23 protein-coding genes are annotated in these 25,252 nt (G+C 66.4%); 6 read left to right on the top strand and 17 right to left on the bottom strand.

The features are described from left to right. The first annotated feature begins 28 nt into the window (after nt 1–28). Nucleotides 29–700 (top strand): ArsR/SmtB family transcription factor, encoded by a 672-nt coding sequence (locus tag ACSQ25_RS03065; RefSeq protein WP_436104244.1) that lies wholly within the window; start codon nt 29–31, stop codon nt 698–700. Nucleotide 701: 1 nt separating this feature from the next. Here ACSQ25_RS03065 and ACSQ25_RS03060 read toward each other — a convergent pair whose 3' ends face one another. From ACSQ25_RS03060 to ACSQ25_RS03050, 3 genes are all read right to left on the bottom strand, one after another. Then, a complete protein-coding gene (locus ACSQ25_RS03060) occupies nt 702–1,043 on the bottom strand; it encodes a hypothetical protein (protein WP_436104243.1) in 342 nt (113 codons plus the stop codon). 93 nt (nt 1,044–1,136) lie between these two features. Beyond that, the gene (locus ACSQ25_RS03055; protein ID WP_436108012.1) at nt 1,137–2,138 is read right to left on the bottom strand and encodes a gamma-glutamyl-gamma-aminobutyrate hydrolase family protein; all 1,002 of its coding nucleotides are present in this window, start codon (nt 2,136–2,138) and stop codon (nt 1,137–1,139) included. Between the two features lie 143 nt (nt 2,139–2,281). After that, nucleotides 2,282–3,166 carry a response regulator gene (locus ACSQ25_RS03050; protein WP_436104242.1) on the bottom strand — a complete coding sequence of 295 codons (885 nt, stop codon included), beginning with the start codon at nt 3,164–3,166 and terminating at the stop codon, nt 2,282–2,284. A 152-nt stretch (nt 3,167–3,318) separates the two neighbouring features. Here ACSQ25_RS03050 and ACSQ25_RS03045 point away from each other — a divergent pair, with 152 nt between their 5' ends. Together ACSQ25_RS03045 and parC are read left to right on the top strand one after the other, a co-directional pair. Beyond that, nucleotides 3,319–5,316, top strand: coding sequence for a DNA topoisomerase IV subunit B (locus ACSQ25_RS03045; RefSeq protein WP_436104241.1), 1,998 nt, complete (start codon nt 3,319–3,321; stop codon nt 5,314–5,316). A 157-nt stretch (nt 5,317–5,473) separates the two neighbouring features. Further along, the gene (gene parC / locus ACSQ25_RS03040) at nt 5,474–7,801 is read left to right on the top strand and encodes a DNA topoisomerase IV subunit A (RefSeq protein ID WP_436104240.1); all 2,328 of its coding nucleotides are present in this window, start codon (nt 5,474–5,476) and stop codon (nt 7,799–7,801) included. Between the two features lie 246 nt (nt 7,802–8,047). Here the strand turns inward: parC and ACSQ25_RS03035 are convergent, their stop codons facing one another. The 5 genes from ACSQ25_RS03035 to ACSQ25_RS03015 all read right to left on the bottom strand — a co-directional run bounded on the left by ACSQ25_RS03035 (nt 8,048) and on the right by ACSQ25_RS03015 (nt 12,624). After that, nucleotides 8,048–8,536: a hypothetical protein gene (locus tag ACSQ25_RS03035; protein ID WP_436104239.1), complete on the bottom strand. Its 489-nt coding sequence runs from the start codon at nt 8,534–8,536 to the stop codon at nt 8,048–8,050. A gap of 143 nt (nt 8,537–8,679) precedes the next feature. Then, nucleotides 8,680–10,095, bottom strand: a complete 1,416-nt coding sequence (locus tag ACSQ25_RS03030; RefSeq protein WP_436104238.1) for a M64 family metallopeptidase — start codon at nt 10,093–10,095, stop codon at nt 8,680–8,682. Between the two features lie 49 nt (nt 10,096–10,144). Beyond that, a complete protein-coding gene (locus ACSQ25_RS03025; RefSeq protein WP_436104237.1) occupies nt 10,145–11,416 on the bottom strand; it encodes a cyanophycinase in 1,272 nt (423 codons plus the stop codon). Nucleotides 11,417–11,482: 66 nt separating this feature from the next. Then, nucleotides 11,483–11,920: a GNAT family N-acetyltransferase gene (locus ACSQ25_RS03020; protein WP_436104236.1), complete on the bottom strand. Its 438-nt coding sequence runs from the start codon at nt 11,918–11,920 to the stop codon at nt 11,483–11,485. A 98-nt stretch (nt 11,921–12,018) separates the two neighbouring features. Continuing rightward, nucleotides 12,019–12,624, bottom strand: coding sequence for a hypothetical protein (locus ACSQ25_RS03015; RefSeq protein ID WP_436104235.1), 606 nt, complete (start codon nt 12,622–12,624; stop codon nt 12,019–12,021). Between the two features lie 131 nt (nt 12,625–12,755). On the opposite strand from ACSQ25_RS03015, the gene argH reads away from it, so the two are divergent. Then, nucleotides 12,756–14,150: an argininosuccinate lyase gene (gene argH / locus ACSQ25_RS03010; RefSeq protein WP_436104234.1), complete on the top strand. Its 1,395-nt coding sequence runs from the start codon at nt 12,756–12,758 to the stop codon at nt 14,148–14,150. A gap of 34 nt (nt 14,151–14,184) precedes the next feature. Here the strand turns inward: argH and rsgA are convergent, their stop codons facing one another. Then, a complete protein-coding gene (gene rsgA, locus ACSQ25_RS03005) occupies nt 14,185–15,219 on the bottom strand; it encodes a ribosome small subunit-dependent GTPase A (protein ID WP_436104233.1) in 1,035 nt (344 codons plus the stop codon). 302 nt (nt 15,220–15,521) lie between these two features. Here rsgA and ACSQ25_RS03000 point away from each other — a divergent pair, with 302 nt between their 5' ends. Together ACSQ25_RS03000 and ACSQ25_RS02995 are read left to right on the top strand one after the other, a co-directional pair. After that, entirely contained in the window at nt 15,522–16,211 is a 690-nt protein-coding gene (locus tag ACSQ25_RS03000; RefSeq protein WP_436104232.1) for an HAD-IA family hydrolase, read from the top strand. A gap of 65 nt (nt 16,212–16,276) precedes the next feature. After that, complete coding sequence (locus ACSQ25_RS02995; protein ID WP_436104231.1) at nt 16,277–16,504, top strand: hypothetical protein; 228 nt, start codon at nt 16,277–16,279, stop codon at nt 16,502–16,504. Between the two features lies 1 nt (nt 16,505). Here the strand turns inward: ACSQ25_RS02995 and ACSQ25_RS02990 are convergent, their stop codons facing one another. The 8 genes from ACSQ25_RS02990 to paaG all read right to left on the bottom strand — a co-directional run bounded on the left by ACSQ25_RS02990 (nt 16,506) and on the right by paaG (nt 25,159). Continuing rightward, entirely contained in the window at nt 16,506–16,970 is a 465-nt protein-coding gene (locus ACSQ25_RS02990; protein WP_436104230.1) for a cupin domain-containing protein, read from the bottom strand. A 47-nt stretch (nt 16,971–17,017) separates the two neighbouring features. After that, nucleotides 17,018–19,069, bottom strand: coding sequence for a phenylacetic acid degradation bifunctional protein PaaZ (paaZ, locus tag ACSQ25_RS02985; protein WP_436104229.1), 2,052 nt, complete (start codon nt 19,067–19,069; stop codon nt 17,018–17,020). Nucleotides 19,070–19,245: 176 nt separating this feature from the next. Further along, nucleotides 19,246–19,845 carry a phenylacetic acid degradation protein PaaY gene (gene paaY, locus ACSQ25_RS02980; protein ID WP_436104228.1) on the bottom strand — a complete coding sequence of 200 codons (600 nt, stop codon included), beginning with the start codon at nt 19,843–19,845 and terminating at the stop codon, nt 19,246–19,248. 2 nt (nt 19,846–19,847) lie between these two features. Next, nucleotides 19,848–21,050 carry a 3-oxoadipyl-CoA thiolase gene (gene pcaF, locus ACSQ25_RS02975; protein ID WP_436104227.1) on the bottom strand — a complete coding sequence of 401 codons (1,203 nt, stop codon included), beginning with the start codon at nt 21,048–21,050 and terminating at the stop codon, nt 19,848–19,850. A gap of 17 nt (nt 21,051–21,067) precedes the next feature. After that, entirely contained in the window at nt 21,068–22,381 is a 1,314-nt protein-coding gene (paaK, locus tag ACSQ25_RS02970; RefSeq protein WP_436104226.1) for a phenylacetate--CoA ligase PaaK, read from the bottom strand. Nucleotides 22,382–22,397: 16 nt separating this feature from the next. Next, nucleotides 22,398–22,832, bottom strand: a complete 435-nt coding sequence (gene paaI, locus ACSQ25_RS02965; RefSeq protein WP_436104225.1) for a hydroxyphenylacetyl-CoA thioesterase PaaI — start codon at nt 22,830–22,832, stop codon at nt 22,398–22,400. After that, nucleotides 22,825–24,363, bottom strand: a complete 1,539-nt coding sequence (paaH, locus tag ACSQ25_RS02960) for a 3-hydroxyacyl-CoA dehydrogenase PaaH (RefSeq protein ID WP_436104224.1) — start codon at nt 24,361–24,363, stop codon at nt 22,825–22,827. Before paaH ends, paaI begins: the two co-directional genes overlap by 8 nt. A 4-nt stretch (nt 24,364–24,367) precedes the next feature. Further along, nucleotides 24,368–25,159 carry a 2-(1,2-epoxy-1,2-dihydrophenyl)acetyl-CoA isomerase PaaG gene (paaG, locus tag ACSQ25_RS02955; RefSeq protein ID WP_436104223.1) on the bottom strand — a complete coding sequence of 264 codons (792 nt, stop codon included), beginning with the start codon at nt 25,157–25,159 and terminating at the stop codon, nt 24,368–24,370. Between the last annotated feature and the right edge of the window lie 93 nt (nt 25,160–25,252).

The raw sequence follows: 25,252 nt of genomic DNA, 5'->3' as shown, positions 1-25,252 counted from the left end.
CGGGCGATGCTTCGGCTAAGATCGAAGCATGGGACCGAATATCACGAACATCGCCGCACTGATCGGCGACCATGCCAGGGCACGGGCATTGACCGTGCTCATGGCCGGCCGCGCGCTCACCGCCACCGAACTGGCCGACGCCGCCGGCGTCACCCGGCAGACCATCAGCACCCACCTGGCGCAGCTGGTCGACGCCGGCTTGCTGGCGGTGGAAAAGCAGGGCCGCCACCGTTACTTCCGCATCGCCGGTCCGGAGATCGCGCAGATGCTGGAGACCCTGATGGGGGCGGCGGCCGATGCCGGCACCCGCGGGCCGCGGCCGGGGCCGCGCGAGCCGGCCCTGCGCAAGGCGCGCGTCTGCTACGACCACCTGGCCGGGGAACTCGGGGTGCTGGTGTACGAACGCCTGGCCCGGCGCGGCGCCTTCGCGCTGGGCCCGGAAGGGATCGTCCTCACGCCGCAGGGCGCGCAGGCAGTCGCAGCGCTCGGCCTCGACCCGGGCGCGCCCGCGGAGGGGCGCCGTCCCTTCTGCCGCACCTGCCTCGACTGGAGCGAGCGGCGCCATCATCTGGCCGGCACCCTAGGCGCCAGGCTGCTGGGCCGTTTCGAGGCGCTGGGCTGGGCCGGGCGGGTGCCGGACTCGCGGGTGCTGGCCTTCAGCCCTGCGGGGGAAGCCGCGCTGCGGGCCTGGCTGGACTGAGTCAGCCGGCGACGACCGGCTTGCCGCCCCAGGACGCCTTCATGAAGCGCGCCAGCAGGGGCTGCCTTGCAGGCTGGGCGGGCGGCAGCTTTTCGTCCACCAGGCCGGCCCAGCGCTCGGCCAGCTGTTCACAGGTGGCGCGCAGCACCGGATCGATGTCCGGCAGGCGCGCCAGCGCGCACAGGTGGCGTTCGATGACCGACGCCAGTTTCACGCAGGGCTGCTCGGCGTCGCCGCGCGCGGTGTAATGCGACATCAGGTGCAGCAGCGACGTCACCAGCAGTGCGTCCTGGCTGCGCGGCGGCTGCGATGGCAGCGCCGGGTCTGCAAAAGAAACGGTCATGCACGCCCTCCTCACGAATACGCGGTCAAATGAATGAGAATGATTCTCATTCATTATTGTATGAGCTCGACATGAAAGCAAGCGTTTTCGTGCCTAGAGCCGGGTTTCGCGCGCGGCGCGCAGGAACTCGTCCAGTACCGGCGTGCAGTCGAGCAGTTCGGTGCCGCCGGCGCGGTGGAATTCCGGGTGCCACTGCAGACCCATGACGAAGTCGGCCCGCTCGTAGCGGATCGCCTCGACAATGCCGTCGGGTTCGGAATAGGCCTCGATGCGGATGTCGCGCCCCAGTTCCTTGACCGCCTGGTGGTGGATCGAATTGACGATGGGATTGTTCACGCCGGCGAACATCTTGCCCAGCGAGGAACGGGCCGGGAAACGGATCGCGTGGCGGTGCGCATCGTAGATGTCCTGTACGTGGGCCAGGGCTTCCGGCACGTTGGTGGCGACGTCCTGGTAGAGGGTGCCGCCGAAGGCGACGTTGATCAGCTGGCAGCCGCGGCAAACGCCCAGCACCGGCTTGCCGGCATCGACGAATTCGTGCAGCAGCTCGAGTTCGTAGACGTCGCGCGCGCGGTCGCCGCTCCATTCGGGCCGGGTCGGAAATTCCGAGTAGGTCTGCGGCGCCACGTCCGCCCCGCCCTGCAGCACCAGCCCGTCGAGGTGGCGCGCGTAATGGCGCAGCGTGATGTTACTGGGGTGGAACAGGCCGCTCGTGTTCACGGTCGGGATCATGAACACCAGCACGTCGCGCGACATCACCCATTGGGCGATGGATTCTTCGAGGTATTGCAGGTTCTTGCTGAGCAGGCCTTTGGCGCCCGGTTCCGGATGAAAAATGCGTGCCGACACGCCGATGTGCAGGGTGCGGTGCATGAAGTCGCGGTTGAAGCGTTCGCGCAGCGCGCGCCAGCGCGAACTCAGCACCCGCCCGGCCAGCGCCAGCGGCGTGTCGCCATCACGTTGATACTTTGCGTGGCCGCGCATGGTCTGGCCTTGCGTCGCGCGCCGGTCGGGTACCCGTATCGGCGTCTCGGGACGCTTGTCGATGGGGGGGCCGGGCTTGTCCTGGGGTGGTTTTTGTTCGTCTTCCGCCATATCTGCCAATATAGCCTCGGTATGGCCGCGCACGATTTGAACTTGTTACAAAAAACCCATCATCCGCGACAGCTCATCCATACAACAACGCCGCCTTGCGGGGATCCGGTTTTTGGTTAATACTGTATGCAATTACAGTAGTTTTAGCTTGGCAGTGCTAATAGCTTTTGAAAAGTGGCCAGCAAGTGGCGATCGGCCACCGGCTTGTCGAGCAGGCCGCGCACGCCCGCATCGCGGGCGCGGAGGCTGTCGTACTTGAAGGATTGCCCCACCAGGAAGAGCACGGCGGTACGCCCTGCCCCCTCTTGGGATTTGATGGCGCTGCTGAGGCTGTACGGTTCGATGCCGGGAGCGCAGGTGTTGATCATGACGAGCGACACCGGTGTCTCGTCGCACAGGCGCACCGCGGCGCGGCAGCTGTCGGTCCATTCGACCGGCCGGCCGCCGGCGCCGGGCAGCGGCCGGGTGGAGTTGCCGGGTGCTGTGTTGAGCGTATTGCCGATCGTGTTGGCGACGACGCGCGCCACATGGTCGCGGAAGGCGCCACCCTTGTCGATGATGAGCACGGCGCCGTCGGGCGGTCCCTGGCGCAGGCGGGCATAGTAGGCTGGAGCCTCGGTATCCGGCTCCAGCCTCGGCCTTCGGCGCCGCTCGGGCAGGCAGCGCTCGCCGCGTGCGGCCAGGGCGGCCAGCGCCTGCACCCGGCTGTCGAGCAGCTCGGCCAGGGCATCGAAGAGGCTGGCCGGGTCGAGCGGACGCGGCAGGGTGCGGCGGCTGCTGGCGCCGTCGCCGCCGACCTGCAGGATGGGCTGCAGCGCGCCGGGCGGCAGGCAGGACAGCCGCGCCAGCGCGGCCGGATTGCCGCCATCGGCGATGTAGAGATCGGGTTCTTGCAAACTGTCGTCGTGCAGGCAAAAATACGACGGCCCCGGCAGCGGGGCATGCGCCAGCAGGCTCTCCAGCTGGGCGCATTCAGCCGGTGCAAACCCGACCAGGCGGATGGTGAACGGATATCTGGGCGCGTGCATCGCTTTTCCAGCCTTTCCTTGCATCTTCCGGGGTCACATCGTTTTAATCTAGCACAATGGTGCGGACTAACAAGCACGTTTGGCATCTTTAAAAGGCCAACTTTCCGCGCGACAAGATAGAATGCGCAAGCATTGAATTAACCAAGATAAGCATGGCTTCCAAGAAACCCGCATCCGACTACAGCGAATCATCCATCCGCGTCCTGAAGGGACTCGAGCCCGTGAAACAGCGTCCGGGCATGTATACCCGGACCGAAAACCCGCTGCACATCATCCAGGAAGTGATCGACAACGCCTCCGACGAGGCGCTGGGCGGGCACTGCAAGAACATCGCCGTCACCCTGAACACGGACGGCTCGGTCACGGTCGAAGACGATGGCCGCGGGATCCCGGTTGGACTGCATCCGGAAGAAAACGTGCCGACCGTCGAAATCGTCTTCACCCGCCTGCACGCGGGCGGCAAGTTCGACAAGGGCTCGGGCGGCGCCTATGCCTTCTCGGGCGGCCTGCACGGCGTCGGCGTCTCGGTCACCAATGCGCTGTCGACGCGCCTGGAGATCACGGTCTGGCGCAAGGACGACGAGGGCAACGGCGTGCACGACCTGGCCTTCGAGAACGGCGACCTGGTCGAGCCCCTGAGCTCGCGTCCGGCCGAGCGCGGCGGCAAGAAGAACGGCACCCGCGTCACCGCCCGTCCCGACCCGAAATACTTCGATTCGCCGAACATTCCACTGGCCGACATGCAGCGCCTGCTGCGCTCGAAGGCCGTGCTGCTGCCGGGCGTGACCGTCACGCTCACCAACGCCAAGACCGGCGACGTCCAGACCTGGCGCTACGACGAAGGCCTGCGCGGCTACCTGCTCGAGGCGCTGAACCAGACCTCGGGCGGCCAGACCGTGATCCCGCTGTTCGAAGGCGCGCAGTATGCCGCTAGCGGCGACGAAGGTTTCGCCGAGGGCGAAGGCGCGGCCTGGGTGGTGGCCTGGACCGAGGAAGGTTCGGTCGTGCGCGAGTCCTACGTCAACCTGATCCCGACCGTCAGTGGCGGCACCCACGAATCCGGCCTGCGCGACGGCCTGTTCGGCGCGGTGAAGGGCTTCGTCGAGATGCACTCGCTGCTGCCGAAAGGCGTCAAACTGCTGCCGGAAGACGTGTTCGCGCGCGTCTCCTTCGTGCTGTCCGCAAAAGTGCTGGACCCGCAGTTCCAGGGCCAGACCAAGGAGCGCCTGAACTCGCGCGACGCCGTCAAGCTCGTCTCCACCTTCACCAAGCCGCCGCTCGAACTGTGGCTGAACCAGCACGTCGAATACGGCAAGAAGCTGGCCGAACTGGTCATCAAGCAGGCGCAATCCCGCCTGCGTTCGCTGCAGAAGGTCGAGAAGAAGAAGTCCTCGGGCGTGGCCGTGTTGCCGGGCAAGCTGACCGACTGCGAATCGACCGACATCACCCGCAACGAACTGTTCCTGGTCGAGGGCGACTCGGCGGGCGGCTCGGCCAAGATGGGCCGCGACAAGGAATTCCAGGCCATCCTGCCGCTGCGCGGCAAGGTGCTGAACTCCTGGGAGACCGAGCGCGACCGCCTGTTCGCGAACAACGAAATCCACGACATCGCGGTGGCGATCGGGGTCGACCCGCACGGCGTGGACGACAACCCGGACCTCACCGGCCTGCGCTACGGGAAGATCTGCATCCTGTCCGATGCGGACGTGGACGGCTCGCACATCCAGGTGCTGCTGCTCACTTTGTTCTTCAAGCATTTCCCTGCCCTGTTCCGCAGCGGCCACATCTGCGTCGCCCGTCCGCCGCTGTACCGCGTCGACGTGCCGGCACGCGGCAAGAAGCCGCTGCAGAAGCTGTACGCGCTGGACGACGGCGAACTGCTGGCCATCGAGGACAAGCTGAAGAAGGAAGGCCTGAAGGAAGGCGTGTGGAGCATCTCGCGCTTCAAGGGCCTGGGCGAGATGAACGCGGAACAGCTGTGGGAAACCACCATGAACCCGGACACCCGCCGCCTGCTGCCGGTCGCCTTCGGCCAATACAACCTGGCCGAATCGGCCTCGCGCTTCAACATGCTGATGGGTAAAGGCGAAGCCGCTGCCCGTCGTGCGTGGCTCGAGGAACATGGGAATGAAACTGAGGCGGATATCTAAGTGACGTTAGCGTGACGCACCCAAACTTGGATTCCCGCCTTCGCGGGAATGACGGCTGATTTAAGGCGGTTAGCTTTAAGACCGTCGTTCCCGCGCAGGCGGGAACCCAAGTTCGCACCGCCGCCACTAGCTCCCGCCAAGAAACGAACAATCAATCATGACGACGCAAGCAAGCCTCTTCGAACAACAACACGAGCCGTCCGACGACGTCGAAACGCTCACCCTTTCCACTTTCGCCGAGCGCGCCTACCTCGACTACGCCGTCTCGGTGGTCAAGGGCCGCGCCCTGCCGGACGTCTCGGACGGCCAGAAGCCGGTCCAGCGCCGCATCCTGTACTCGATGCACGAACTGGGCCTGGGCCACACCGCCAAGCCGCGCAAGTCGGCCACCGTGGTCGGCGACGTGCTCGGTAAACTGCACCCGCACGGCGACCAGTCGGTCTACGACGCGCTGGTGCGCATGGCGCAGGACTTCTCGTTGCGCTACCCGCTGATCGACGGCCAGGGCAACTTCGGCTCGCGCGACGGCGACGGCGCCGCGGCGATGCGTTACACCGAAGCGCGCCTGACGCCGGTGTCGCGCCTGCTGCTCGACGAACTCGACATGGGCACGGTGGACTTCCAGCCGAACTACGACGGCTCGACCACCGAACCGCGCCAGCTGCCGGCGCGCCTGCCGATGGTGCTGCTCAACGGCGCCTCGGGCATCGCGGTCGGCATGGCCACCGAGATCCCCTCGCACAACCTGCGCGAAGTGGCGTCGGCGGCCGTGGCCCTGATCCGCAACCCCAAGATCACCCACGCCGAGCTGATGACCCTGATCACCGGACCGGACTTCCCGGGCGGCGGCCAGATCATCACCCCGGCCTCGAACATCGCCGACATGTACGCCACCGGCCGCGGCTCGATGAAGGTGCGCGCACGCTGGAAGATCGAAGAACTGGCGCGCGGCCAGTGGCAGGCGGTGGTCACCGAACTGCCGCCGGGCACCTCGGCCCAGCGCGTGCTGGAAGAGATCGAGGAACTGACCAACCCGAAGATCAAGGCGGGCAAGAAGACCCTGCTGCCGGAACAGCTGGCGCTGAAGCAGACCATCCTGGGCGCGCTCGACACCGTGCGCGACGAGTCGGGCCGCGAGGCCGCGGTGCGCATCGTGTTCGAGCCGAAGTCGAAGAACCAGGACCAGGGCGAGTTCATGCTGATGCTGCTCGCGCACACCTCGCTGGAAAACTCGAGCCCGATGAACCTGGTGATGATCGGCGGCGATGGCCGCCCGCGCCAGAAGGGCCTGCTGGAGATCCTGCAGGAGTGGGTCGACTTCCGCTTCGTGACCGTGCGCCGCCGTACCGAATTCAAGCTGGGCAAGGTCAACGACCGCATCCACATCCTGGAGGGCCGCGAGACCGTCCTGCTGAACATCGACGAAGTCATCGCGATCATCCGCAATTCGGACGAGCCGAAGGCCGCGCTGATCGAGCGCTTCCGCCTGTCGGAGCGCCAGGCCGAGGACATCCTCGAGATCCGCCTGCGCCAGCTGGCGCGCCTGGAAGCGATCAAGATCCAGCAGGAGCTGGCCGAGCTGCGCGGTGAGAAGGAAAAGCTCGAGGACATCCTCGAGAATCCGTCGAGCATGAAGCGCCTGATCATCCGCGAGATCGAAACCGACGCCAAGCAGTACGGCGACGAGCGCCGCACCCTGATCGAGGAAGCCGAGCGCGCCGTGGCCGAGCAGAAGCTCATCGACGAGCCGGTGACCGTGATCGTGTCGGAGAAAGGCTGGGTGCGCGCACGCACCGGCATCGGCCACGACCCGGCGCAATTCACCTTCAAGGCCGGCGACTCGCTGCTGCGCGCCTTCGAATGCCGCACCGTCGATTCCCTGATCGGCATCGGCAGCAACGGCAAGACCTTCTCGGTGCCGGTGGCCGCCCTGCCGGGCGCGCGCGGCGACGGCGTGCCAATTACGACCCTGGTCGACCTGTCGGGCGGCGTGCGCATCCTGCACTACTTCGCCGGCAATCCGGACACGCGCCTGCTGCTGGCCTCGTCGAACGGCTTCGGCTTCATCGCCAAGGCGGGCGACATGATCAGCCGCCTGAAGGGTGGCAAGTCCTTCATCACCCTGGACGACGGCGCCGTGCCGCTGCCGCCGCGCACCGTGTCCGACACCGCCGGCGCGATCGCCTGCCTGTCCGAAAAGGGCCGCGTGCTGGTGTTCGGCATCGACGAGATGAAGGTGCTGACCAACGGCGGCCGCGGCGTGATCCTGATGGAGCTGGAACCGAAGGAAACCCTGCTGGCGGCGCAGCCGATCAACCAGAAGGGCCTGAACGTCATCGGCACCTGGGCCGGCTCGAAGCCGCGCACGGTGGAGCTGTTCGCCTCGGGACTGGAGCCGCACTTCGGCAAGCGTGCGCGCAAGGGCAAGCCGCTGTCGGCCAAGCTCAAGGCGCAGGATTTGGCGATGCGGGCGACGGACGCTTGAGCGCTTTGATTGCGTAACGAAGAACGCCGGTTTTTTGCCGGCGTTTTTTATTTGTGGTGTACGCTGGTGTCTGCGGTACGCAACGAACTTGGGTTCCGGCCTTCGCCGGAACGACGTGTTTAGAGTACTGACTACGGATGAGCCGTCATTCCGGCGAAGGCCGGAATCCAATTTTGTGTGCGCACCAAGAGCGCAAACAAAAACGCCGGCCCTTGCGAGCCGGCGTTTTTCTTCAAGCAGCTTTGCTTAGTGCTTCGCAGCCGCCTTGTGCACCTCGGCGGTCGCCTCGGCACGCACCTGCTCGGTCTTGGCCGCGGCGGTGGCCTTGTCGGCCGCTGCCTCGACCTGGGTCTTGAGCAGCTTCTCGTCCGCCTTGATCATCTTCTTGTCGGCCTTCAGGTTCGCGTCGGCGATCTTCTCGCCGGCCTTGGCAGCTGCCTTGGCACGGTCTTCCGGATCAGCCTTGGTCACCTTTTCGGCGGCATCGGCGTGGGCTTCGGTCGCCTTGTTGAGCGCCTTCTGCTTCTTCTCGTTGGCATCGGCCACGGCCTTGCTGACCTTCTTGTCGGCCTTCTGGACGACCTTCATTTCCTTCGACTCGGCCTTGTTGATGTCTTCCTGCGCGTCGGCTTCGGCCTTCACGACCGCCTTGGTGGCGACCGGGGTGGTGGTGGTCTGGGCGTTGGCGGCGGTGGCCAGCAGGCCGGCGATAAGGGTAGCGATCAGTTTGTTCATGGTATTTCCTTTCCGGTGAGTGGTCACGCAAACGCTTCGTTTGCGCTGTGTTATTTGTTTGACGACGAGTCCAGAATACGGACTCTCGACCACCTGGGTCTGTTAGCAAACCCACTTAGGCACCGGCCATTTGTAAGCAAACTTTACGGTCGGGCCGCTCCCGCATACAGGTCGATGATCTCGCTCACCCCGTCCCGGCACACCGGGCAGAAGGCTTCGCTGCGGTCGAACATCAGGCACTGCATCGCCGGACGGTAGTAGCCGCTCGCTTCATAGTTCGCGCCCTCGAAGGCGCCGACGGCGTGGCGGTGCGGCTTGCCCGCGAACAGGGCCTGCGTGGCCTTCAGGTCTTCGTGGAACAGCGCGTTCATCTCGCTCTCCGGCCGGTTCGCGGCGCGCAGGGCCGCGCGCTTCTTCTGGTAGGCGCGCGAGGCTTCCTCGTAGGCGGCCTTGGGCCAGGGCGTCGGCAGCGGCGTGCCGGCCTTGACGTGGCGCTTCCACTTGATGTTGGCCGGGTCGCGCAGCGCGGTGACGTTCGGCTCCCAGGGTTCCATGCGCGTGCTGGCGGCCGCATAGGCGACCGGCGAGGTGTAGTACTCGTCGGCCAGGCCGGCGAAGTGATGGCCGAATTCGTGCACGAACAGGTAGTTCGCCCAGGCGTTGCCGGCCGCCGCGGTACTGAACTGGCCGAAGATGCCGCCGCCGCCATAGGTCTCGTTGTTCACCAGGATCTCGATGAACTCGTAGGGCGCGTGCTGGGCGATGTCGCGCAGCGCGCGGTTGTCCAGGGTGAGTACATAGCGCTCGCTGCCGAAGATGTCATAGCGCGTGCCCAGTGCGGAGGCGCGATGCACGCCGGTGGACGGGCGGCTGATGCCGGATTCCGCGGTCGGCACCGCCAATGCCCACACGTTGAAGTCCTTGGCGCGCTCCTTGAACGGCGAGACCGAGAACAGGTATTGCGTCAGGCGGCGCGCGTCCGCCTCGAACTTCTTCATGTCGGCGGCGGTGTAGCCGTCGCCCATGACCAGCAGGTCGACCTTGTCCGGCGACGGACCGCTTGAGTGGATCGGGATCGGCTTGGCGGGCAGGGCGGGCTGCTGCTTCACGACTTCCTGCGCGTCCGCATCCACCTCGACGCTCCAGGCCACCGAGAACTGGTTGCGCTCGTCGCGCTTGAGGATGCGCACGCGCACCGGACGGTCGGGCTTGGGAAAGCGCACCGATTCCTGGAAGCTGCGGCTCATCTTGTTCGCCTCTTCCGTCGTGCGCCACTCGCCGAAGACGGTCGAGAAGCCGCGCGAGTACAGCAGGTCGCCGGTCTTCGCGTCCACCACCTCGACCCGGTTCTGGCCGCGGTTCGTGTCGTCGAGATTACGCGAGGTGCTGCCGGGCCAGGGCAGCGGCTCGATGACCACGCGCTCGAGGGCGTAGTGGTCGGAGAGGGCATTGCCGCCGTGGGCGTAGTCGACGCGGACGGTGGCCGGCTGGGCGGCATGGACGATGCCGGCAGCGAGTGCCAGCGCAGCCGCAAGGATGCGGGAAGCGAAACGGATCATGGATGGTCCTCATTACAGGAATGTCATCCATTGTAATGCGGGGGCTCCCCTATTTGCTGGCCTCGGCTGCCACGCTCTCCACCTGCCGGTACTGGTACAGCGGCCGCTGCACCACGATCGGCCGGATGTCGAGCCGCATGTTGTAGACCGAGTACTGCTCGGTGAGCGAAGACATGTAGCCGACGCTGTCGCCGGTGCGCGTGAGCCTGAACTCGAAGCCGAGCTCGGGCTGGATGCCGTTGGGGCTGTCGAGCGAGAGGCCGATGGCTTCCGGCTGGTCACTGTCGATCAGCTTCGCCATCAGGTCGACCACCGTGCTGTTGCCGAGGATGTCGGCCGAGAACAGGGGTTCGCGATAATAGGGCCGGGCCGGGTCGACCCGGTTGTCGAGCTTGTCCGCCGAGGGCGTGAAGGTCTGGGTGAGCAGGTGGAAGCGGTCGCCGTTGTCCAGGTAGCTCAGGCGCACGTTGCTGATGCTCAGTGGCCCTCCCTTCGGCCCCTCCTGCGGCACCGCCTTCGACAGGTCGACCAGCAGCGCGCCGCGGTAGCCGATGACTTCCACCTCGCGGCTCGGCCCCACGATCATGGCCGTGTTCTCGTCGATGCCCAGGCCGAGCTTGTAGCCCTTCTTGAGCATGGCCGGCACCATGCGTGCGAAACGGCCGCGCACCAGCAGGTGCTGGTCGATGAAGACGTCGTCGCCGATGAAGCCGAGGCCGGGCGTGATTTCCTTGCCGTCGTCGAGGCCGAGCTTGAGGGTGGCGAGCACCGTCCTGGGGTGGCCGAACATGGTGCTGCTCATGATGGCGGCGCCGGCGCTGGAGCCGGCGATCATGCCGCCGCGCCGGTACATGTCCCACAGGGCGTCGAGCATGCGGGTATTGCTGCCGTCTTCGCGCCGCAGGGCGCGCGTGATGCGGCCCTGGTCGCCGCCGGCAAAATAGGCGCCGCCGGCCGAACGCACCGCGGCGGCCAGTGCCGGATCGTCGGCGGCGGCCTGGTAGTCGATGCCGGACAGGCGCACCGCGACCGGCACGAAGAAGGCCTTGGCGCCGTACTGGTTGAAGCGCTCGACGAGGAATTTACCGGCTTTCTCGGGACTGGCCGAGGCCGAGGCGAATACGGCGATGCGGGCGCCCTTGCCGCCCGCAAGCAGGACCATGCGTTCCCAGACGGCCCCATTGTCGGCGCGCAGCGCGCCGCCAATGATGACGAGCGAGCCCTTGGGCTGAGGGACTTGCGCCGCCGCAAGCACAGGGCTCGCCGTCAGGGCAAGGACGAATAGCGCACGGAACACAATGCGGACGACAGCGCCAGGCATACGAATCCTCTCAGTGGAGATGATCGTAAGCCTGATTCCAGAAGGGCGTCGCCGTCTTGAGTATGCTCAGGACAAATATATGTTCGGAAAGTAACGCTCCATCATGGTCTCGGGACGCTGGAGCGGCGTGAACCCGAAGCGTTCGTACAGGCCGTGCGCGTCCGTGGTGTTGAGCGTGAAGCGGCGCAGTTTCTGCAGGCTGGGGTGGCGCAGCACCACCCCGATCAGTTGCTTGCCGTAGCCGTGGCCGCGGTATTCCGGCACCACGAACACGTCGACCAGGTTGGCGAAGGTCGCAAAGTCGGTGATCACGCGCGCAAAGGCGATCTGGCGCCCGTCGAGATAGCCGCCGAAGCAGAGCGAATTCTCGATGGCGCGCTCGACCACCGGGCGCCCGATGCCGACTGCCCAGGTCGACTGCTCGCTCAGGAAGCGGTAGATCATCGGGATGTCCAGCTGCGTCTGGTCGGTACTGACCTGGAAGCTCGAATCGTTGGTAATCATGGAAGCTGTCAATCCGGCTCAAAAAACCAATTTTAGCGCCGTTCCTGGATGCCACATTTTCAATTGAACGGCGCTCCCGGGCCCTCCCTCGCTACTGCTCAGCCGTTACGCAGGTAGCGTTCCGGCAGCTGCAGCTTCGGGTCTTCGGCGCGCCAAAGCAGGCTCAGCACGTACCAGCGCTTGCCGTCGTGGACCAGCTGGATGCTGTTGATGCCGCGCATGAAGGGCTTGGCGTCCTCCTTGGCGTGGCGCGCCTCGTAGGTGCTGAACACGTGGGCGATCTGGCCGAAGGTCTCGGTGGTGCGCGCCTTTTCGGTCTCGAAGAAGCCCATGGTGGCGAAATTCTTGGTGTTGCGGGCGATGTAGTCGTCCGGCGTCATGGTGCGCAGGACGAAGCTGCCGTCCGGGCGTGCGCCGACCGCGCCCATCCGGCCCTCGGGTGCGAACAGGGAGCGCATGCGGTCCCAGTCGCGCGGCGCGCCGGCCGGGCCTGAAATCACCTCATAGACCGCGGCGATGATGGCGTCGATCGAGGCGACGTCGGCCGGACGGGCGGCCGGCATACTGGCTGCGGCAGGCGCCGCCGGTGCGGCGACCGCGGTGGGGGTTGCCGGGGTTGCCGGTACCGCCGGTGCCGCCTGTTGCGCCATGGCCGCCGGTGCGGTCAGTGCCAATGCCAGGCCAAGCTGGGCCAATCGATGCATGTCTCCCCCTTATTGTTGTCATTTGTTGAACAAGTGAGCACATGATTGCGCATTTCCGGGCGCTTGTCATCCACCACGGATGGGGTTTCTCAGGACAGTTATAATCGTCGGATAGCAAAAGGGATCCCACCATGAACGAACAATTCTCCAAGAAAGCCGAAGCCTGGTCGGCGCGCTTCTCCGAACCCGTTTCCGACCTCGTCAAGCGCTACACCGCATCGGTGTTCTTCGACAAGCGCCTGGCGCCCTTCGACATCCAGGGCTCGCTCGCCCATGCCGAGATGCTGGCCGCGCAAGGCATCATCAGCGAACAGGACCGCGCCGAGATCGAGCGCGGCATGGCGCAAATCAAGGGCGAGATCGAGGCCGGCAGCTTCGAATGGCTGCTCGACCTGGAAGACGTGCACCTGAACATCGAAAAACGCCTGACCGAACTGGTGGGCGACGCCGGCAAGCGCCTGCATACCGGCCGTTCCCGCAACGACCAGGTGGCGACCGACATCCGCCTGTACGTGCGCGCGGCGATCGACGACATCCTCGGCCTGCTGGCCAGCCTGCGCGGCGCGCTGACCGACCTGGCGGAGCGCCACTTCGACACCATCATGCCGGGCTTTACCCACCTGCAGGTGGCCCAGCCGATCACCTTCGGCCACCACATGCTGGCCTACGTCGAGATGTTCGGCCGCGACGCCGAACGCATGCAGGACGCGCGCCGCCGCGTCAACCGCCTGCCGCTGGGCGCCGCCGCGCTGGCCGGCACCACCTTCCCGATCGACCGCCTGCGCGTCGCGAAAACCCTCGGCTTCGAGGACGTGTGCCACAACTCGCTGGACGCCGTGTCCGACCGCGATTTCGCGATCGAGTTCACCGCCGCCGCCTCGCTGATCATGATGCACGTCTCGCGCTTCTCGGAAGAGCTGGTCATGTGGATGAGCCCGCGCATCGGCTTCATCGACATCGCCGACCGCTTCTGCACCGGTTCGTCGATCATGCCGCAAAAGAAAAACCCCGACGTGCCGGAACTGGCGCGCGGCAAGACCGGACGCGTCTACGGCCACCTGAACGGCCTGCTGGTCCTGATGAAAGGCCAGCCGCTGGCCTACAACAAGGACAACCAGGAAGACAAGGAACCGCTGTTCGACACCATCGACACCGTCACCGATACGCTGCGCATCTTCGCCGACATGGCGGGCGGCATCACGGTGAAGGCCGAGAACATGCGCGCCGCGGCGCTGCAGGGCTACGCTACCGCCACCGACCTGGCCGACTACCTTGTCAAGAAGGGCCTGCCCTTCCGCGATGCGCACGAAGCCGTGGCGCATGCGGTGCGTGCCTGCGACAGCGCCAAGTGCGATCTGTCGGAGATGTCGCTGGAGAAGCTGCAGGAGTTCTCGCCGCTGATCGAGCAGGACGTGTTCGCGGTGCTGACGCTGGAAGGTTCGGTGGCGGCGCGTGACCACGTTGGTGGCACCGCGCCGAACCAGGTGCGCAAGGCGATCGAGCGCGTGCGCAAGCAACTCTCGTAAACCTAGGGTGGCCGGCCAAGCCGCCCCCCCCCCGCTACCCTCCTCGTTTGCCTCGGCCGCGCTGCTTCGCGGCCTTCATCAACACCTTCCACTTGCCCCGCTCGGCAATCCGGTCCAAGGCTGTCTGCTCAGCCCGCCTCACCTCGCGCAAGAGCTTGCGGTAGTTCTGCAGCCTGTCCGCATCCACCACCTCCCTGACCGCACACCCCGGTTCGCTCTCATGGCTGCAGTCGCGGAACTGGCAGCCTTCGGCCAGCGCGGCGATGTCCTTGAACGACAGCTCCAGCTCGTCCTCGTCCGCATCCGGCTGCCACGCACGCAGGCCGGGCGTGTCGATGATGCAGGCGCCACCCGGGCAGCGGTGCAGCGAGCGCGCCGTGGTCGTGTGGCGGCCGCGGTCGTCGCCGTGGCGGGTGCCGCCGGTGGCCTGGGCTGTGCCCGCCAGCGCATTGGTGAGCGTGGACTTGCCCACGCCCGAGGAGCCGAGCAGCACCAGGGTCTGCCCTGCTCCCAGCCAGGGCGCCAGCGCGCCGTCGTCCCGCTGCTCCGAGGGAATCAGCTGCAGCAGCGGCACATCCATCGGGATGCGCTGGCGCAGCTGGGCGATCCGCTCCTCCACCGCGCTGCCGATGTCGGGCTTGGTCAGGACCATCACCGGCGCCACGCCGCAAGCGCGCACGATGGCGATGTAGCGCTCCATGCGGCGCGGATTGAAGTCCTTGTCCAGCCCCATCAACAGCAGCGCGGTATCGACGTTGCTGGCCAGCACCTGGCGTCCGGACGGGGTCCGCCTGGACAGCTGGGTGAAGGCCTCGAGGGTGGCGTCGATCCACCAGTCGCCCAGGCCGTGGGTGGCAAGCACCCAGTCGCCCACCACGGGCTGGCCGCCTCCAAGGAAGCGTGCGCTGCGGGCCGGGAAGGCGTCGCGCCCGTCGTCGAGCGTCAGCCAGTCGCGCTGGACAGAGGTGACGCGGGCAAGCCGCTGTTGCGGCGAGGCATCCGCGCATTGTGTGACGAAGTGCTGCTTGAAACCGATCCCGTGCAGGGTCGGGAAATCGAAGTCGATCATGACGATGTGTTTTCCAATCTGATGGCGCAACAGGCGTGCGCAGGCAGCCGCGGCAATGGCGGCAGGATCAAGGAATGGAAGGTCGGCGCGCTGGCGCGCTCAGGACATCGTCGGGATGGACGAGCGGATCAGGCGGCCGACCGGAGGGCGGTATCAGGCTGGTTCATGCGGCGTCTCCGTAGGTCGATTGAAGGGAAGCCTAGTCTGGCAGCGCATTGCCGCAGCGTCAAGGGGCTGGCGGACGAAAGCATCCTGCCGTTTGCGCTATGCTGCACGATTATTCAAACAGCGAGATTGTTTCCGTGACGCCAACCAATCCCTCCGTCCTGCCCTCCCGCGAATATGCTGCTTTCCTGTTCGACATGGACGGCACCATTCTGACCTCGATCAAGTCCGCCGAGCGGGTCTGGACTGCGTGGGCGATCAGGCATGGCCTCGACCCGGTGAGCTTCGTGCCGACCATCCACGGCAAGCGCACCGAAGACACCATCCGCCATCTCGGCCTGCCAGGGGTCGATCCGGTCGCCGAAGCGCTGGGCATTGCCCTGGCCGAGATCGAGGACGTGGCTGACATCGAAGAAATCGCCGGCGTGGGGCGTTTCCTGGCCAGTCTGCCAAGCGACCGCTGGGCCATCGTCACCTCGGCCTCGCGTGCCCTGGCGACGGCCCGTATCGCCGCCGCCGGCCTGCCGCTGCCGCCCCTGCTGGTATCGGCCGATGACGTCAAGCGCGGCAAGCCCGCGCCCGATCCCTTCCTGCTGGGCGCGCAGAAGCTGGGCGTGGCGCCCCAGGATTGCCTGGTGTTCGAGGACACGCCGATCGGCCTCGCCGCGGCGGAAAGCGCGGGCATGGACAGCATCGTCGTCACCGCCACCCACACCCACACCCATCCGGTCGAGACGCGCTCGGCGCCGGTGCCGGACTATGCGGACCTGGTTGCCGTGAGAACAGAAAGTGGTTTGCTGAAGGTGCAGCGCAAGATCGGTCACTGAGAACGCTTGTACCGGCGCGGACAATACCCACATACCGGGTATCGACGTAAATCATGGAGGTGCGCATGCACCGCTACCGCAACACGAGCGGCGAATCCGGCGTCGTCGCCTATGACATCGACAAGGACTCGATCACCATCCAGTTCAGCGGCGGTGATCGCTATCTGTATACCGAGCGCAGCGCCGGTGCCGAGAACATTGCCAGGATGCAGGAACTGGCCCGCGAAGGCCGTGGGCTATCGACCTTCGTGAGCCAGCACATCCGCTCTCGCTATGCGCGCAAACTGAACTGACTCAGCCGCGCGGAGGGTAAGGTGTGCCGTCCTTGTGCGTATAGGAATTCGTGGCGCCGTCATAGCGGAGGTCGACGTCCGGGTAGCTCGCCACATCCTCCTTCACGCGCGAGCCCACGCACAGGAACACGCCCTGGCCCCAGCTGCGGTTGATCAGGTGGTGTCCGTTCGGCTTTCCCGCCGGGAAAGCCGCGCAGTCGCCTGCGCGCATCAGGGTCTCGCCTTGGTCGGTGACCAGTACCAGCTCGCCCGACACCACCATCACGAACTCGTCCTCGTGCGAGTGCCAGTGGCGCTGCGAAGACGCGGCGCCCGGCTGCAGCTCGACAAGATTGACGCCGAACTGGGTCAATCCGCCGGCGTCGCCCAACGCCTGTTTGGTACGTCCGTCCACCAGTTCGGCGAAAGGCTCGGGATAGCCGGTGCCGCCCACCACGGGAATGCTGCTCAGGTCCAGTCTCGACATGCGATAAGTCTCCTTGGTTGTGGCAGCGGACGGCGCCTCGCGTCATCCTAGCCGCGCTTTTGTACCAGCGTCAGGATATCGTAACTCGCCACCAGTTCGTCGTGTTGATTCGTTACCTGCACGTCCCAGGCCACCACGCCCTGGCCGCGGCCCTGCTCGTCCGTCCGGTTGCGGTCGACCTTGCGCTTGCAGGTCAGGCGCGCGCGGATGGTGTCGCCGATCGCCACCGGCGCCACGAAGCGCAGGTTGTCCAGGCCGTAGTTGGCCAGCACCGGACCCGGGGCCGGCGACACGAACAGGCCGGCCGCCGCCGACAGCACGAAGTAGCCGTGGGCGATGCGCTTGCCGAACTGGGTGTCCTTGGCCGCGATCTCGTCGAAGTGCATGTAGAAATAGTCGCCCGAGACGCCGCCGAAGTTGACGATGTCCGCCTCGCTCACGGTGCGGCGGTGGGTCAGCAGCGAATGGCCCACTTCGAGGTCTTCGAACCAGCGGCGGAACGGGTGGATATCGGTTTCCTTGACGGCGCCGCCGCGCACGTATTCGCCGGTGACGGCACCCAGCATGGTCGGCGAGCCCTGCACCGCGGCGCGCTGCAGGAAGTGCTTCACGGCGCGGATGCCGCCCAGCTCTTCGCCGCCGCCGGCGCGGCCCGGACCGCCGTGCTTCAGCTGCGGCAGCGGCGAACCGTGGCCGGTGGAATCCACCGCCGATTCGCGCTCGAGGATGTGGACGCGGCCGTGCGAGGCCGCGGCGACCGGCACCGCATGCGCCGCGATCGCCGGGTCCTTCGTCACCAGGGTGGTCACCAGGCTGCCCTTGCCGCGCGCGGCCAGGTCCAGCGCCTCGTCGATGTCGCGGTAGGTCATCAGGGTCGAGACCGGACCGAAGGCTTCGATGTCGTGCACGGCCTCGTTGACCGAGGCATTGCGGCACAGCAGCAGGGTCGGCGCGAAGAAGGCGCCGTTGGCGCAGCCCTCGCCCACCGGATTGAAACCGTCGCGGGCGCTGAACAGCACCTCGTTACCGCGCGCGAGCATCTCGACCCGTTCCGACACGTCGCGGTGCTGGTCCATCGAGGCCAGCGCACCCATGCGCACGCCTTCCATCTTCGGATTGCCGACCGTGATCTTGGCCAGGCGCTCGCGCAGGCGCTGGCCGACGGCGTCCACGTGCTGTTCCGGCACGATGACGCGGCGGATCGCCGTGCACTTCTGGCCGGCCTTGCCGGTCATCTCGCGCGCGACTTCCTTCACGAACAGGTCGAATTCCGGATCGTCGGGCGTTACGTCCGGCGCCAGGATGGCGCAGTTCAGCGAGTCGGCTTCGGCGGTGAAGGGAACCGACTGACGGATCAGGTTCTGGTTCGCCTTCAGCTTGGCGGCGGTGTCGGCCGAGCCGGTGAAAGTGACGGCGTCGAAGCCGCCCAGGCGGTCGAGCAGGTCGCCGGTCGAGCCGATGACCAGCTGCAGCGCGCCTTCCGGCAGCAGGCCGGACTCCATCATCAGCTTGACGGTGGCGTGGGTCAGGTAGCTGGTGGCGGTGGCCGGCTTGACGATGCAGGGCATCGCGGCCAGGAAGCTCGGCGCGAATTTTTCCAGCATGCCCCAGATCGGGAAGTTGAAGGCATTGATGTGCACCGCCAGGCCGCCGCGCGGCACCAGGATGTGGGTGCCGGCGAAACCGCCGCGCTTGCCCAGGGCGATCGCCGGGCCTTCGTGCAGAACATTCGAAGACGGCAGCTCGCGCCCGCCCATGCTGGCGTAGGCGAACAGGGTGCCGATTCCGCCTTCGACGTCGACCCAGCTGTCCGGGCGGGTGGCGCCGGTCAGGTGCGAGATCTCGTACAGCTCTTCCTTGCGCTCCATCATGTAGAGGGCCAGGGCCTTCAGGCGCTGGGCGCGCTTCTGGAAGTCGAGCTGCATGAGCTGCTTGACGCCGGTCTTGCGGGCGTAGGTGACGGCTTCGTCGAAGTCGATCTTTTCGGCGTGGGTATGGAAGATCAGTTCGTTGTTCAGCGCGCTGTGCAGCGGGGTCTGTGCTTCGGTACCGTGCCAGCGGCCGGCGATCAGGCTTTGCAGGGTTGCGATGTTGCCCATGTTGTTAGTCTCCGTTCAGTTGTCTCTTCAATCCACCGTCAGCCTTAAAACCGTCGTTCCGGCGAAGGCCGGAACCCAATTTTTATGTGCGTCGTGCTAACGCTTTCCTTGGCTACGGCACGAAATTGGATCCCGGCCTTCGCCGGGATGACGTTGATGAAGGGTGCGGGGTCTTCCTAGCTTTTCGGCTTGTGTGCCGTCGCAGAATCAAATTCGATGCCGCGCCGGTCTGCTTCCACTTCCGTAAAGGCCTCCACCTCGCGCATCGTCTGCAGCGAGCGCAGGTTCAGCTCGTGGTACTGCCGCGTCCCGAAACTCTTCCACTTCACGTCATCATCGGTGAGCTCGCGCATGACCTTGGCGGGCGTCCCCATCACCATGCTGCGCGGCGGGATGATCATGCCCGCCTTCACGAAGCTCATCGCGGCCACGATCGACTCTTCGCCGACGACGGCCTTGTCCATCACCACGGCATTCATGCCCACCATCGCATTCCGCTTGATGCGGCAGCCGTGCAGGACCGCGCCATGTCCGATATGGCCGTCGACTTCGACCACCGTGTCTTCGCCCGGGAAGCCGTGCATCACGCAGGTATCCTGCAGGTTGGCGCCCTCTTCCAGGATCAGGCGGCCGAAGTCGCCGCGCATCGAAGCCAGCGGGCCGATGTAGCAGCGCGGGCCGACGATCACGTCGCCGATCAGGACCGCCGACGGGTGCACGTAGGCGCTGGGATGCACCACCGGCCGCACGCCGTCGATCTCGTACACCTTGACCATGCCTACACCCGCTCGACGATGATCGCGATACCCTGGCCGACGCCGATGCACATGGTGCACAGGGCGTAGCGGCCGCCCGTGCGGTGCAGCTGGTTGACGGCGGTCGTGATCAGGCGCGCACCGGATGCGCCCAGCGGATGGCCGAGCGCGATCGCGCCGCCGTTCGGGTTCACGTGGGCGGCATCGTCCGGCAGGCCGAGCTCGCGCATCACGGCCAGGCCCTGGGCGGCGAAGGCTTCATTCAGTTCGATGACGTCCATCTGGTCGAGGCGCAGTCCGGTTTGCAGCAGCAGCTTCCTGACGGCCGGCGCCGGGCCGAAGCCCATGATGCGCGGCGCCAGGCCGGCGGTGGCCATGCCGACCACGCGGGCGCGCGGCGTGAGGCCGTTGCGTACGGCGGTCGTCTCCGAGGCCAGCAGCAGCGCGCAGGCGCCGTCGTTCAGGCTGGAGGCATTGCCGGCGCTGACCGTCCCGTCGGGCATGACCACGCCCTTCAGTTTCATCAGCGCGTCCATGCTGGTCTCGCGCGGCTGCTCGTCGGTGTCGAAGACGCGCGACTCACCTTTTTTTCCATGGATCGTGACCGGAACGATCTCGTCCTTGAAGAAGCCTTCGGCATGGGCGCGCGCCCAGCGCTGCTGGCTGCGCAAGGCGAATGCATCCTGGTCCTGGCGGTTGATGTTGAATTCCAGCGCCACGTTCTCGGCGGTCTCCGGCATCGAGTCGATGCCGTACTTCGCCTTCATCAGCGGATTGACGAAGCGCCAGCCGAGGGTGGTGTCTTCGATCTTGGCCGCGCGCGAGAAGGCACTGTCGGCCTTGGCCATCACGAAGGGCGCGCGGGTCATGCTTTCGACGCCGCCGGCGATGATCAGGTTCGCTTCGCCGGCGCGGATCGCACGTGCGGCGGTGCCGACGGCGTCCATGCCGGAACCGCACAGGCGGTTGATGGTATTCGCCGGGACTTCTTGCGGCAGCCCGGCCAGCAGCGCGGCCATGCGGCCGACGTTGCGGTTGTCCTCGCCGGCCTGGTTGGCGCAGCCGTAGAACAGGTCGTCCACGGCGCCCCAGTCCACGTCCTTGTTGCGAGCGATGAGGGCGGCGATGGGCAGCGCGCCCAGGTCGTCGGCGCGCACACTCGACAGCGAACCGCCGTAGCGGCCGAAGGGGGTGCGGATGGCGTCGCAGATGAAGGCGTCGGTCATGAATGTCTCCTTGTTGTTCAGTTCTTCGGGCGCTTGTCGACCACGCGCCGGGCCTTGCCGGTCAGGGTGCGCTCGATCCCGCCGGGCGGGGTCAGGGTCACGCGCGTGGTCACGCCCACATAGGTCTTGATGCAGTGCTGGAGTTCGCGGCACAGCGCGTCCACGTCAGCTTGAGAAAGCGAGGCTTCGCGCAGCTCCCCCAGCACTTCCAGTGTGTCCAGATGCCCTTCGCGCGCGACCACCAGCTGGTACTGCGGCGCCAGTGCCGGCATCTTCAGGACGATTTCCTCGATCTGGCTCGGAAACACGTTGACGCCGCGGATGATCAGCATGTCGTCCGAGCGGCCCGTGATGCGGCCCATGCGGCGCATCGAGCGCGAGGTCGGCGGCAGCAGGCGGGTCAGGTCGCGGGTGCGGTAGCGGATGATCGGCAGGGCCTCCTTGCTCAGCGAGGTGAACACCAGCTCGCCCTCCTCGCCGTCGGGCAGCACTTCGCCGGTCTCGGGGTCGATGATCTCGGGGTAGAAATGGTCTTCCCAGATGACCGGACCGTCCTTGCTCTCGATGCACTCGCTCGCCACGCCCGGGCCCATCACTTCGGACAGGCCGTAGATGTCGACCGCATCGATGCCGGCGCGGGTTTCGATCTCCCTGCGCATGGCGTCGGTCCAGGGTTCGGCACCGAAGATGCCGACCTTCAGCGAGGACGCGGCCGGGTCGAGCCCCTGGCGCGTGAATTCCTCGATGATGTTCAGCATGTAGGAAGGCGTGACCATGATGATCGCGGGCTGGAAGTCCTGGATCAGCTGGACCTGCTTCTCGGTCTGGCCGCCCGACATCGGGATCACGGTGCAGCCCAGCTTCTCGGCGCCGTAGTGCGCGCCCAGGCCGCCGGTGAACAGGCCGTAGCCGTAGGAGATGTGCACCATGTCGCCGCGGCGTCCGCCGGCGGCGCGGATCGAGCGCGCCACCACGCCGGCCCAGGTGTCGATGTCCTTCTGCGTGTAACCAACCACGGTGGCCTTGCCGGTGGTGCCGCTCGAGGCGTGGATGCGCACCACCTGCTCGCGGGGCACGGCGAACAGGCCGAAGGGGTAGTTGTCGCGCAGGGTCTTCTTGTCGGTGAAAGGGAACTTGGCCAGGTCACTCAGCGTCTTCAGGTCGCTCGGGTGCACGCCGGCGGCATCGAAAGCCGCGCGGTAGTGCGGCACGTTCTCGTAGGCGTGCTGCAGCGACCACTTCAGGCGCTCCAGCTGCAGGGCCTGCAGTTCGTCGCGGCTCGCGCGTTCGATCGGTTCCAGCTCTTCTGGCAACGGATTGCGTTGGACCATCTCGACCTCCTAGTTTTTACTCAAGCTCCGCCACCGTGCCGCTGACACGGTGCGACTTCCCGCGGAACAGCGCCACCGTGCGCCCTTCCTGGTTGCTCACCCTGATGTCGTAGACACCGGTCTTGCCCTGCAGCGCCTGCTCCACCGCTTCGGCCACCAGCACATCGCCTTCGCGGCCCGGCGCCAGGTAATCGATCGTGCAGCCGGCGCCCACGGTATTGAAGTTGTGCGAGTTGCAGGCGAAGGCGAAGGCGCTGTCGGCCAGCATGAAGATGTAGCCGCCGTGGCAGGTGGCGTGGCCGTTGAGCATCTCGCCGCGCACGCGCATCGACATGCGCGCATAGCCGGGACGGATCTCGTCGAGCGTCATGCCCAGGGCCTGGCTGGCCGGGTCGCGCTCGTACATGGTCTTGCCGGCCAGTTCGGCCAGCGCCTGCGGATCGCTATGCATGGAAGCTGGCTCCGTGCGGATTGGCAGCCAGCTTGCGGCGCAGCAGCGGGGAGACGCGGTAACGATCTTCACCATAAGTGGCGGCCAGGTTCGACAGCACGGCCACGATGTGCTCCAGGCCGACGCTGTCGGCCCAGGCCAGCGGCCCGCGCGGATAGTTGACGCCCTTCTGCATCGCGATGTCCACCGCCTTCGCGCTGCACACGCCCTGGTTGACGGCGTCCGCCGCTTCGTTGGCCAGCATGGCGACGGTGCGCATCACGGCCATGCCGGGCACGTCGTCGAGGCGCGTCACGGCAAAACCGGCGGCCTGGAACATGCCCACCACGGCCTGCCAGGCTTCAATGCTGCACTGGTCGGCGCGCGCCAGCGCGATGCGGGTGGCGCCGGCCGGGTCGAGCAGCAGGTCGTAGACGACGGTGTCGTCGTGCCAGCTCTCGGCGGCGCGCTCGGTGGCGCTGCGGCCATCGGTGAGATACACGGCGGCGCCCTGGCATACGAAGCCCGGCGTGCTGTCGAGGGTCTCTTCGTGCGGCAGTTCGTAACCGGCAGCGGTGAGGCGCGCGGCCAGCGCAGCGATCGCGCCCGGTTCGCCGCCGACGATAGCCACCGATGCGGGCCGCGCTTGCGGCGCTTCGGTCTGCACGGCCGGCTTCTCGACGCCTTCGCCGTAGCGGTAGAAGCCGCGGCCGGTCTTGCGGCCCAGGAAGCCGGCGTTGACCAGTTCCTGCTGCAGGATCGAGGGCGTGAAGCGCGGATCGCCGAAGTAGGCGTCGAAGACCGAGTTCGTGACCGAGAAGTTGACGTCGTGGCCGATCAGGTCCATCAGCTCGAAGGGCCCCATGCGGAAGCCGCCGCAGTCGCGCAGCACGGCATCGATGGTGGCCGGCTCGGCGGCCTGCTCCAGCAGGAGGCGCAGCGCCTCGGCGTAGTACGGGCGGGCGACGCGGTTGACGATGAAGCCGGGTGTCGATTTCGCATGCACCGGGCTCTTGCCCCAAGCTTCGGCGGTGGCGTAGGTGGTGTCGGCCACCAGCTTGTCGGTGGCGATGCCGCTGATGACTTCGACCAGGGCCATCAGGGGCACCGGGTTGAAGAAGTGCATGCCCACCAGGCGTTCCGGACGGCGCAGTTTGGCCGCGATCGCGGTGACGGAGATCGACGAGGTGTTGGTGGCCAGGATGCAGTCGTCGCTGACGATGTCCTCCAGTTCCGCGAACAGGGCGCGCTTGGCGTCCAGGTTCTCGACGATGGCTTCGACCACTAGCGCGGCACCTGCCGCTTCCTGCAGCGTAGCGATGCGTTTCAGCCGGCCGCGCGCCTGGTCGGCCGCGGCGGCGTCCATGCGGCCCTTCTCGACCAGCCTGGCGTAGGTCTTGCCGATGTCGGCGATGGCCTTGTCGGCGGCGTCTGGACGGGTGTCGAACAGCAGTACCTGGTGGCCGGCAGTGGCCGCGACCTGGGCGATGCCGCTGCCCATGGCGCCGCTGCCGACGACGGCGATGATGCTGTCTTGCGGGAGTGCCTGCATGGTCTTACTCTCCCTTGAAGTGCGCGGGGCGCTTGGCGATGAAGGCGGCGACGCCCTCGCGGTAGTCGTGGCTGTAGCCCAGTTCGCGCATCATTTCGCCTTCCAGCTTGAGCTGCTCCGGCAGGGTGTTGGCCCAGCTGGCCTGCAGCGCCTTCTTGGTGAAGGCCAGGCCGCGGGTTGGCGCGGCGGCGAAATGCTCGGCCATGGCCATGGCCTGGTCCATCAGGGCTTCGTCCGGGACGCAGGCCCAGATCAGGCCCCATTGCTCGGCTTTCTCGGCGCTCAGTTTGTCGCCCAGCATGGCCAGGCCGGTGGCGCGCGCCTGGCCGATCAGGCGCGGCAAATGCCAGGTGCCGCCGGTGTCGGGGATCAGGCCCAGCTTGCAGAAGGCTTCGATGAAGCTGGCCGATTTCGCGGCCAGCACGATGTCGCAGGCCAGGGCCAGGTTGGCGCCGGCGCCGGCGGCCACGCCGTTGACCGCGCAGATGACCGGCATCGGAAGCGACTTCAGGGTCAGGACCAGGGGAGCGTAGAACTTCTCGACGGATTCGCCGAGGTCGACGCCGGGGGCGCCCGGCGCCACCGCGCGGTCTTGCAAGTCCTGGCCGGCGCAGAAGCCGCGGCCGGCGCCGGTCAGGACCAGCACGCGGACCGATTTATCGGCCTGCAGCTTGTCGAGGGCGTCGCGCACTTCGAGGTGCATGGCCTGGGTGAAGCTGTTCAGGCGATCGGGACGGTTCAGCGTCAGGAGGGCGATGCCGTTTTCGATCTTGAACAGGATGGATTCGTAGGTCATGGTTGTCTCCAAATCTTATTGTTGTCCTCTGCTCCGTCATTCCCGCGAAGGCGGGAATCCAAGTTCGGTGGTTCGCTACGAACGTCAAATTGG

The organism is Massilia sp. LjRoot122, from assembly GCF_964252725.1.
Classification (GTDB): Bacteria; Pseudomonadota; Gammaproteobacteria; order Burkholderiales; family Burkholderiaceae_D; genus Telluria.
This window is presented reverse-complemented; position numbering and strand designations above follow the sequence as displayed.

Bases quoted from the DNA above. Each gene is read 5' to 3' on its own strand.
- ACSQ25_RS03065 (WP_436104244.1), top strand. From the start codon at position 29: ATGGGACCGAATATCACGAACATCGCCGCACTGATCGGCGACCATGCC.
- ACSQ25_RS03060 (WP_436104243.1), bottom strand. From the start codon at position 1,043: ATGACCGTTTCTTTTGCAGACCCGGCGCTGCCATCGCAGCCGCCGCGC.
- ACSQ25_RS03055 (WP_436108012.1), bottom strand. From the start codon at position 2,138: ATGGCGGAAGACGAACAAAAACCACCCCAGGACAAGCCCGGCCCCCCC.
- ACSQ25_RS03050 (WP_436104242.1), bottom strand. From the start codon at position 3,166: ATGCACGCGCCCAGATATCCGTTCACCATCCGCCTGGTCGGGTTTGCA.
- ACSQ25_RS03045 (WP_436104241.1), top strand. From the start codon at position 3,319: ATGGCTTCCAAGAAACCCGCATCCGACTACAGCGAATCATCCATCCGC.
- parC (WP_436104240.1), top strand. From the start codon at position 5,474: ATGACGACGCAAGCAAGCCTCTTCGAACAACAACACGAGCCGTCCGAC.
- ACSQ25_RS03035 (WP_436104239.1), bottom strand. From the start codon at position 8,536: ATGAACAAACTGATCGCTACCCTTATCGCCGGCCTGCTGGCCACCGCC.
- ACSQ25_RS03030 (WP_436104238.1), bottom strand. From the start codon at position 10,095: ATGATCCGTTTCGCTTCCCGCATCCTTGCGGCTGCGCTGGCACTCGCT.
- ACSQ25_RS03025 (WP_436104237.1), bottom strand. From the start codon at position 11,416: ATGCCTGGCGCTGTCGTCCGCATTGTGTTCCGTGCGCTATTCGTCCTT.
- ACSQ25_RS03020 (WP_436104236.1), bottom strand. From the start codon at position 11,920: ATGATTACCAACGATTCGAGCTTCCAGGTCAGTACCGACCAGACGCAG.
- ACSQ25_RS03015 (WP_436104235.1), bottom strand. From the start codon at position 12,624: ATGCATCGATTGGCCCAGCTTGGCCTGGCATTGGCACTGACCGCACCG.
- argH (WP_436104234.1), top strand. From the start codon at position 12,756: ATGAACGAACAATTCTCCAAGAAAGCCGAAGCCTGGTCGGCGCGCTTC.
- rsgA (WP_436104233.1), bottom strand. From the start codon at position 15,219: ATGATCGACTTCGATTTCCCGACCCTGCACGGGATCGGTTTCAAGCAG.
- ACSQ25_RS02995 (WP_436104231.1), top strand. From the start codon at position 16,277: ATGCACCGCTACCGCAACACGAGCGGCGAATCCGGCGTCGTCGCCTAT.
- ACSQ25_RS02990 (WP_436104230.1), bottom strand. From the start codon at position 16,970: ATGTCGAGACTGGACCTGAGCAGCATTCCCGTGGTGGGCGGCACCGGC.
- paaZ (WP_436104229.1), bottom strand. From the start codon at position 19,069: ATGGGCAACATCGCAACCCTGCAAAGCCTGATCGCCGGCCGCTGGCAC.
- paaY (WP_436104228.1), bottom strand. From the start codon at position 19,845: ATGGTCAAGGTGTACGAGATCGACGGCGTGCGGCCGGTGGTGCATCCC.
- pcaF (WP_436104227.1), bottom strand. From the start codon at position 21,050: ATGACCGACGCCTTCATCTGCGACGCCATCCGCACCCCCTTCGGCCGC.
- paaK (WP_436104226.1), bottom strand. From the start codon at position 22,381: ATGGTCCAACGCAATCCGTTGCCAGAAGAGCTGGAACCGATCGAACGC.
- paaI (WP_436104225.1), bottom strand. From the start codon at position 22,832: ATGCATAGCGATCCGCAGGCGCTGGCCGAACTGGCCGGCAAGACCATG.
- paaH (WP_436104224.1), bottom strand. From the start codon at position 24,363: ATGCAGGCACTCCCGCAAGACAGCATCATCGCCGTCGTCGGCAGCGGC.
- paaG (WP_436104223.1), bottom strand. From the start codon at position 25,159: ATGACCTACGAATCCATCCTGTTCAAGATCGAAAACGGCATCGCCCTC.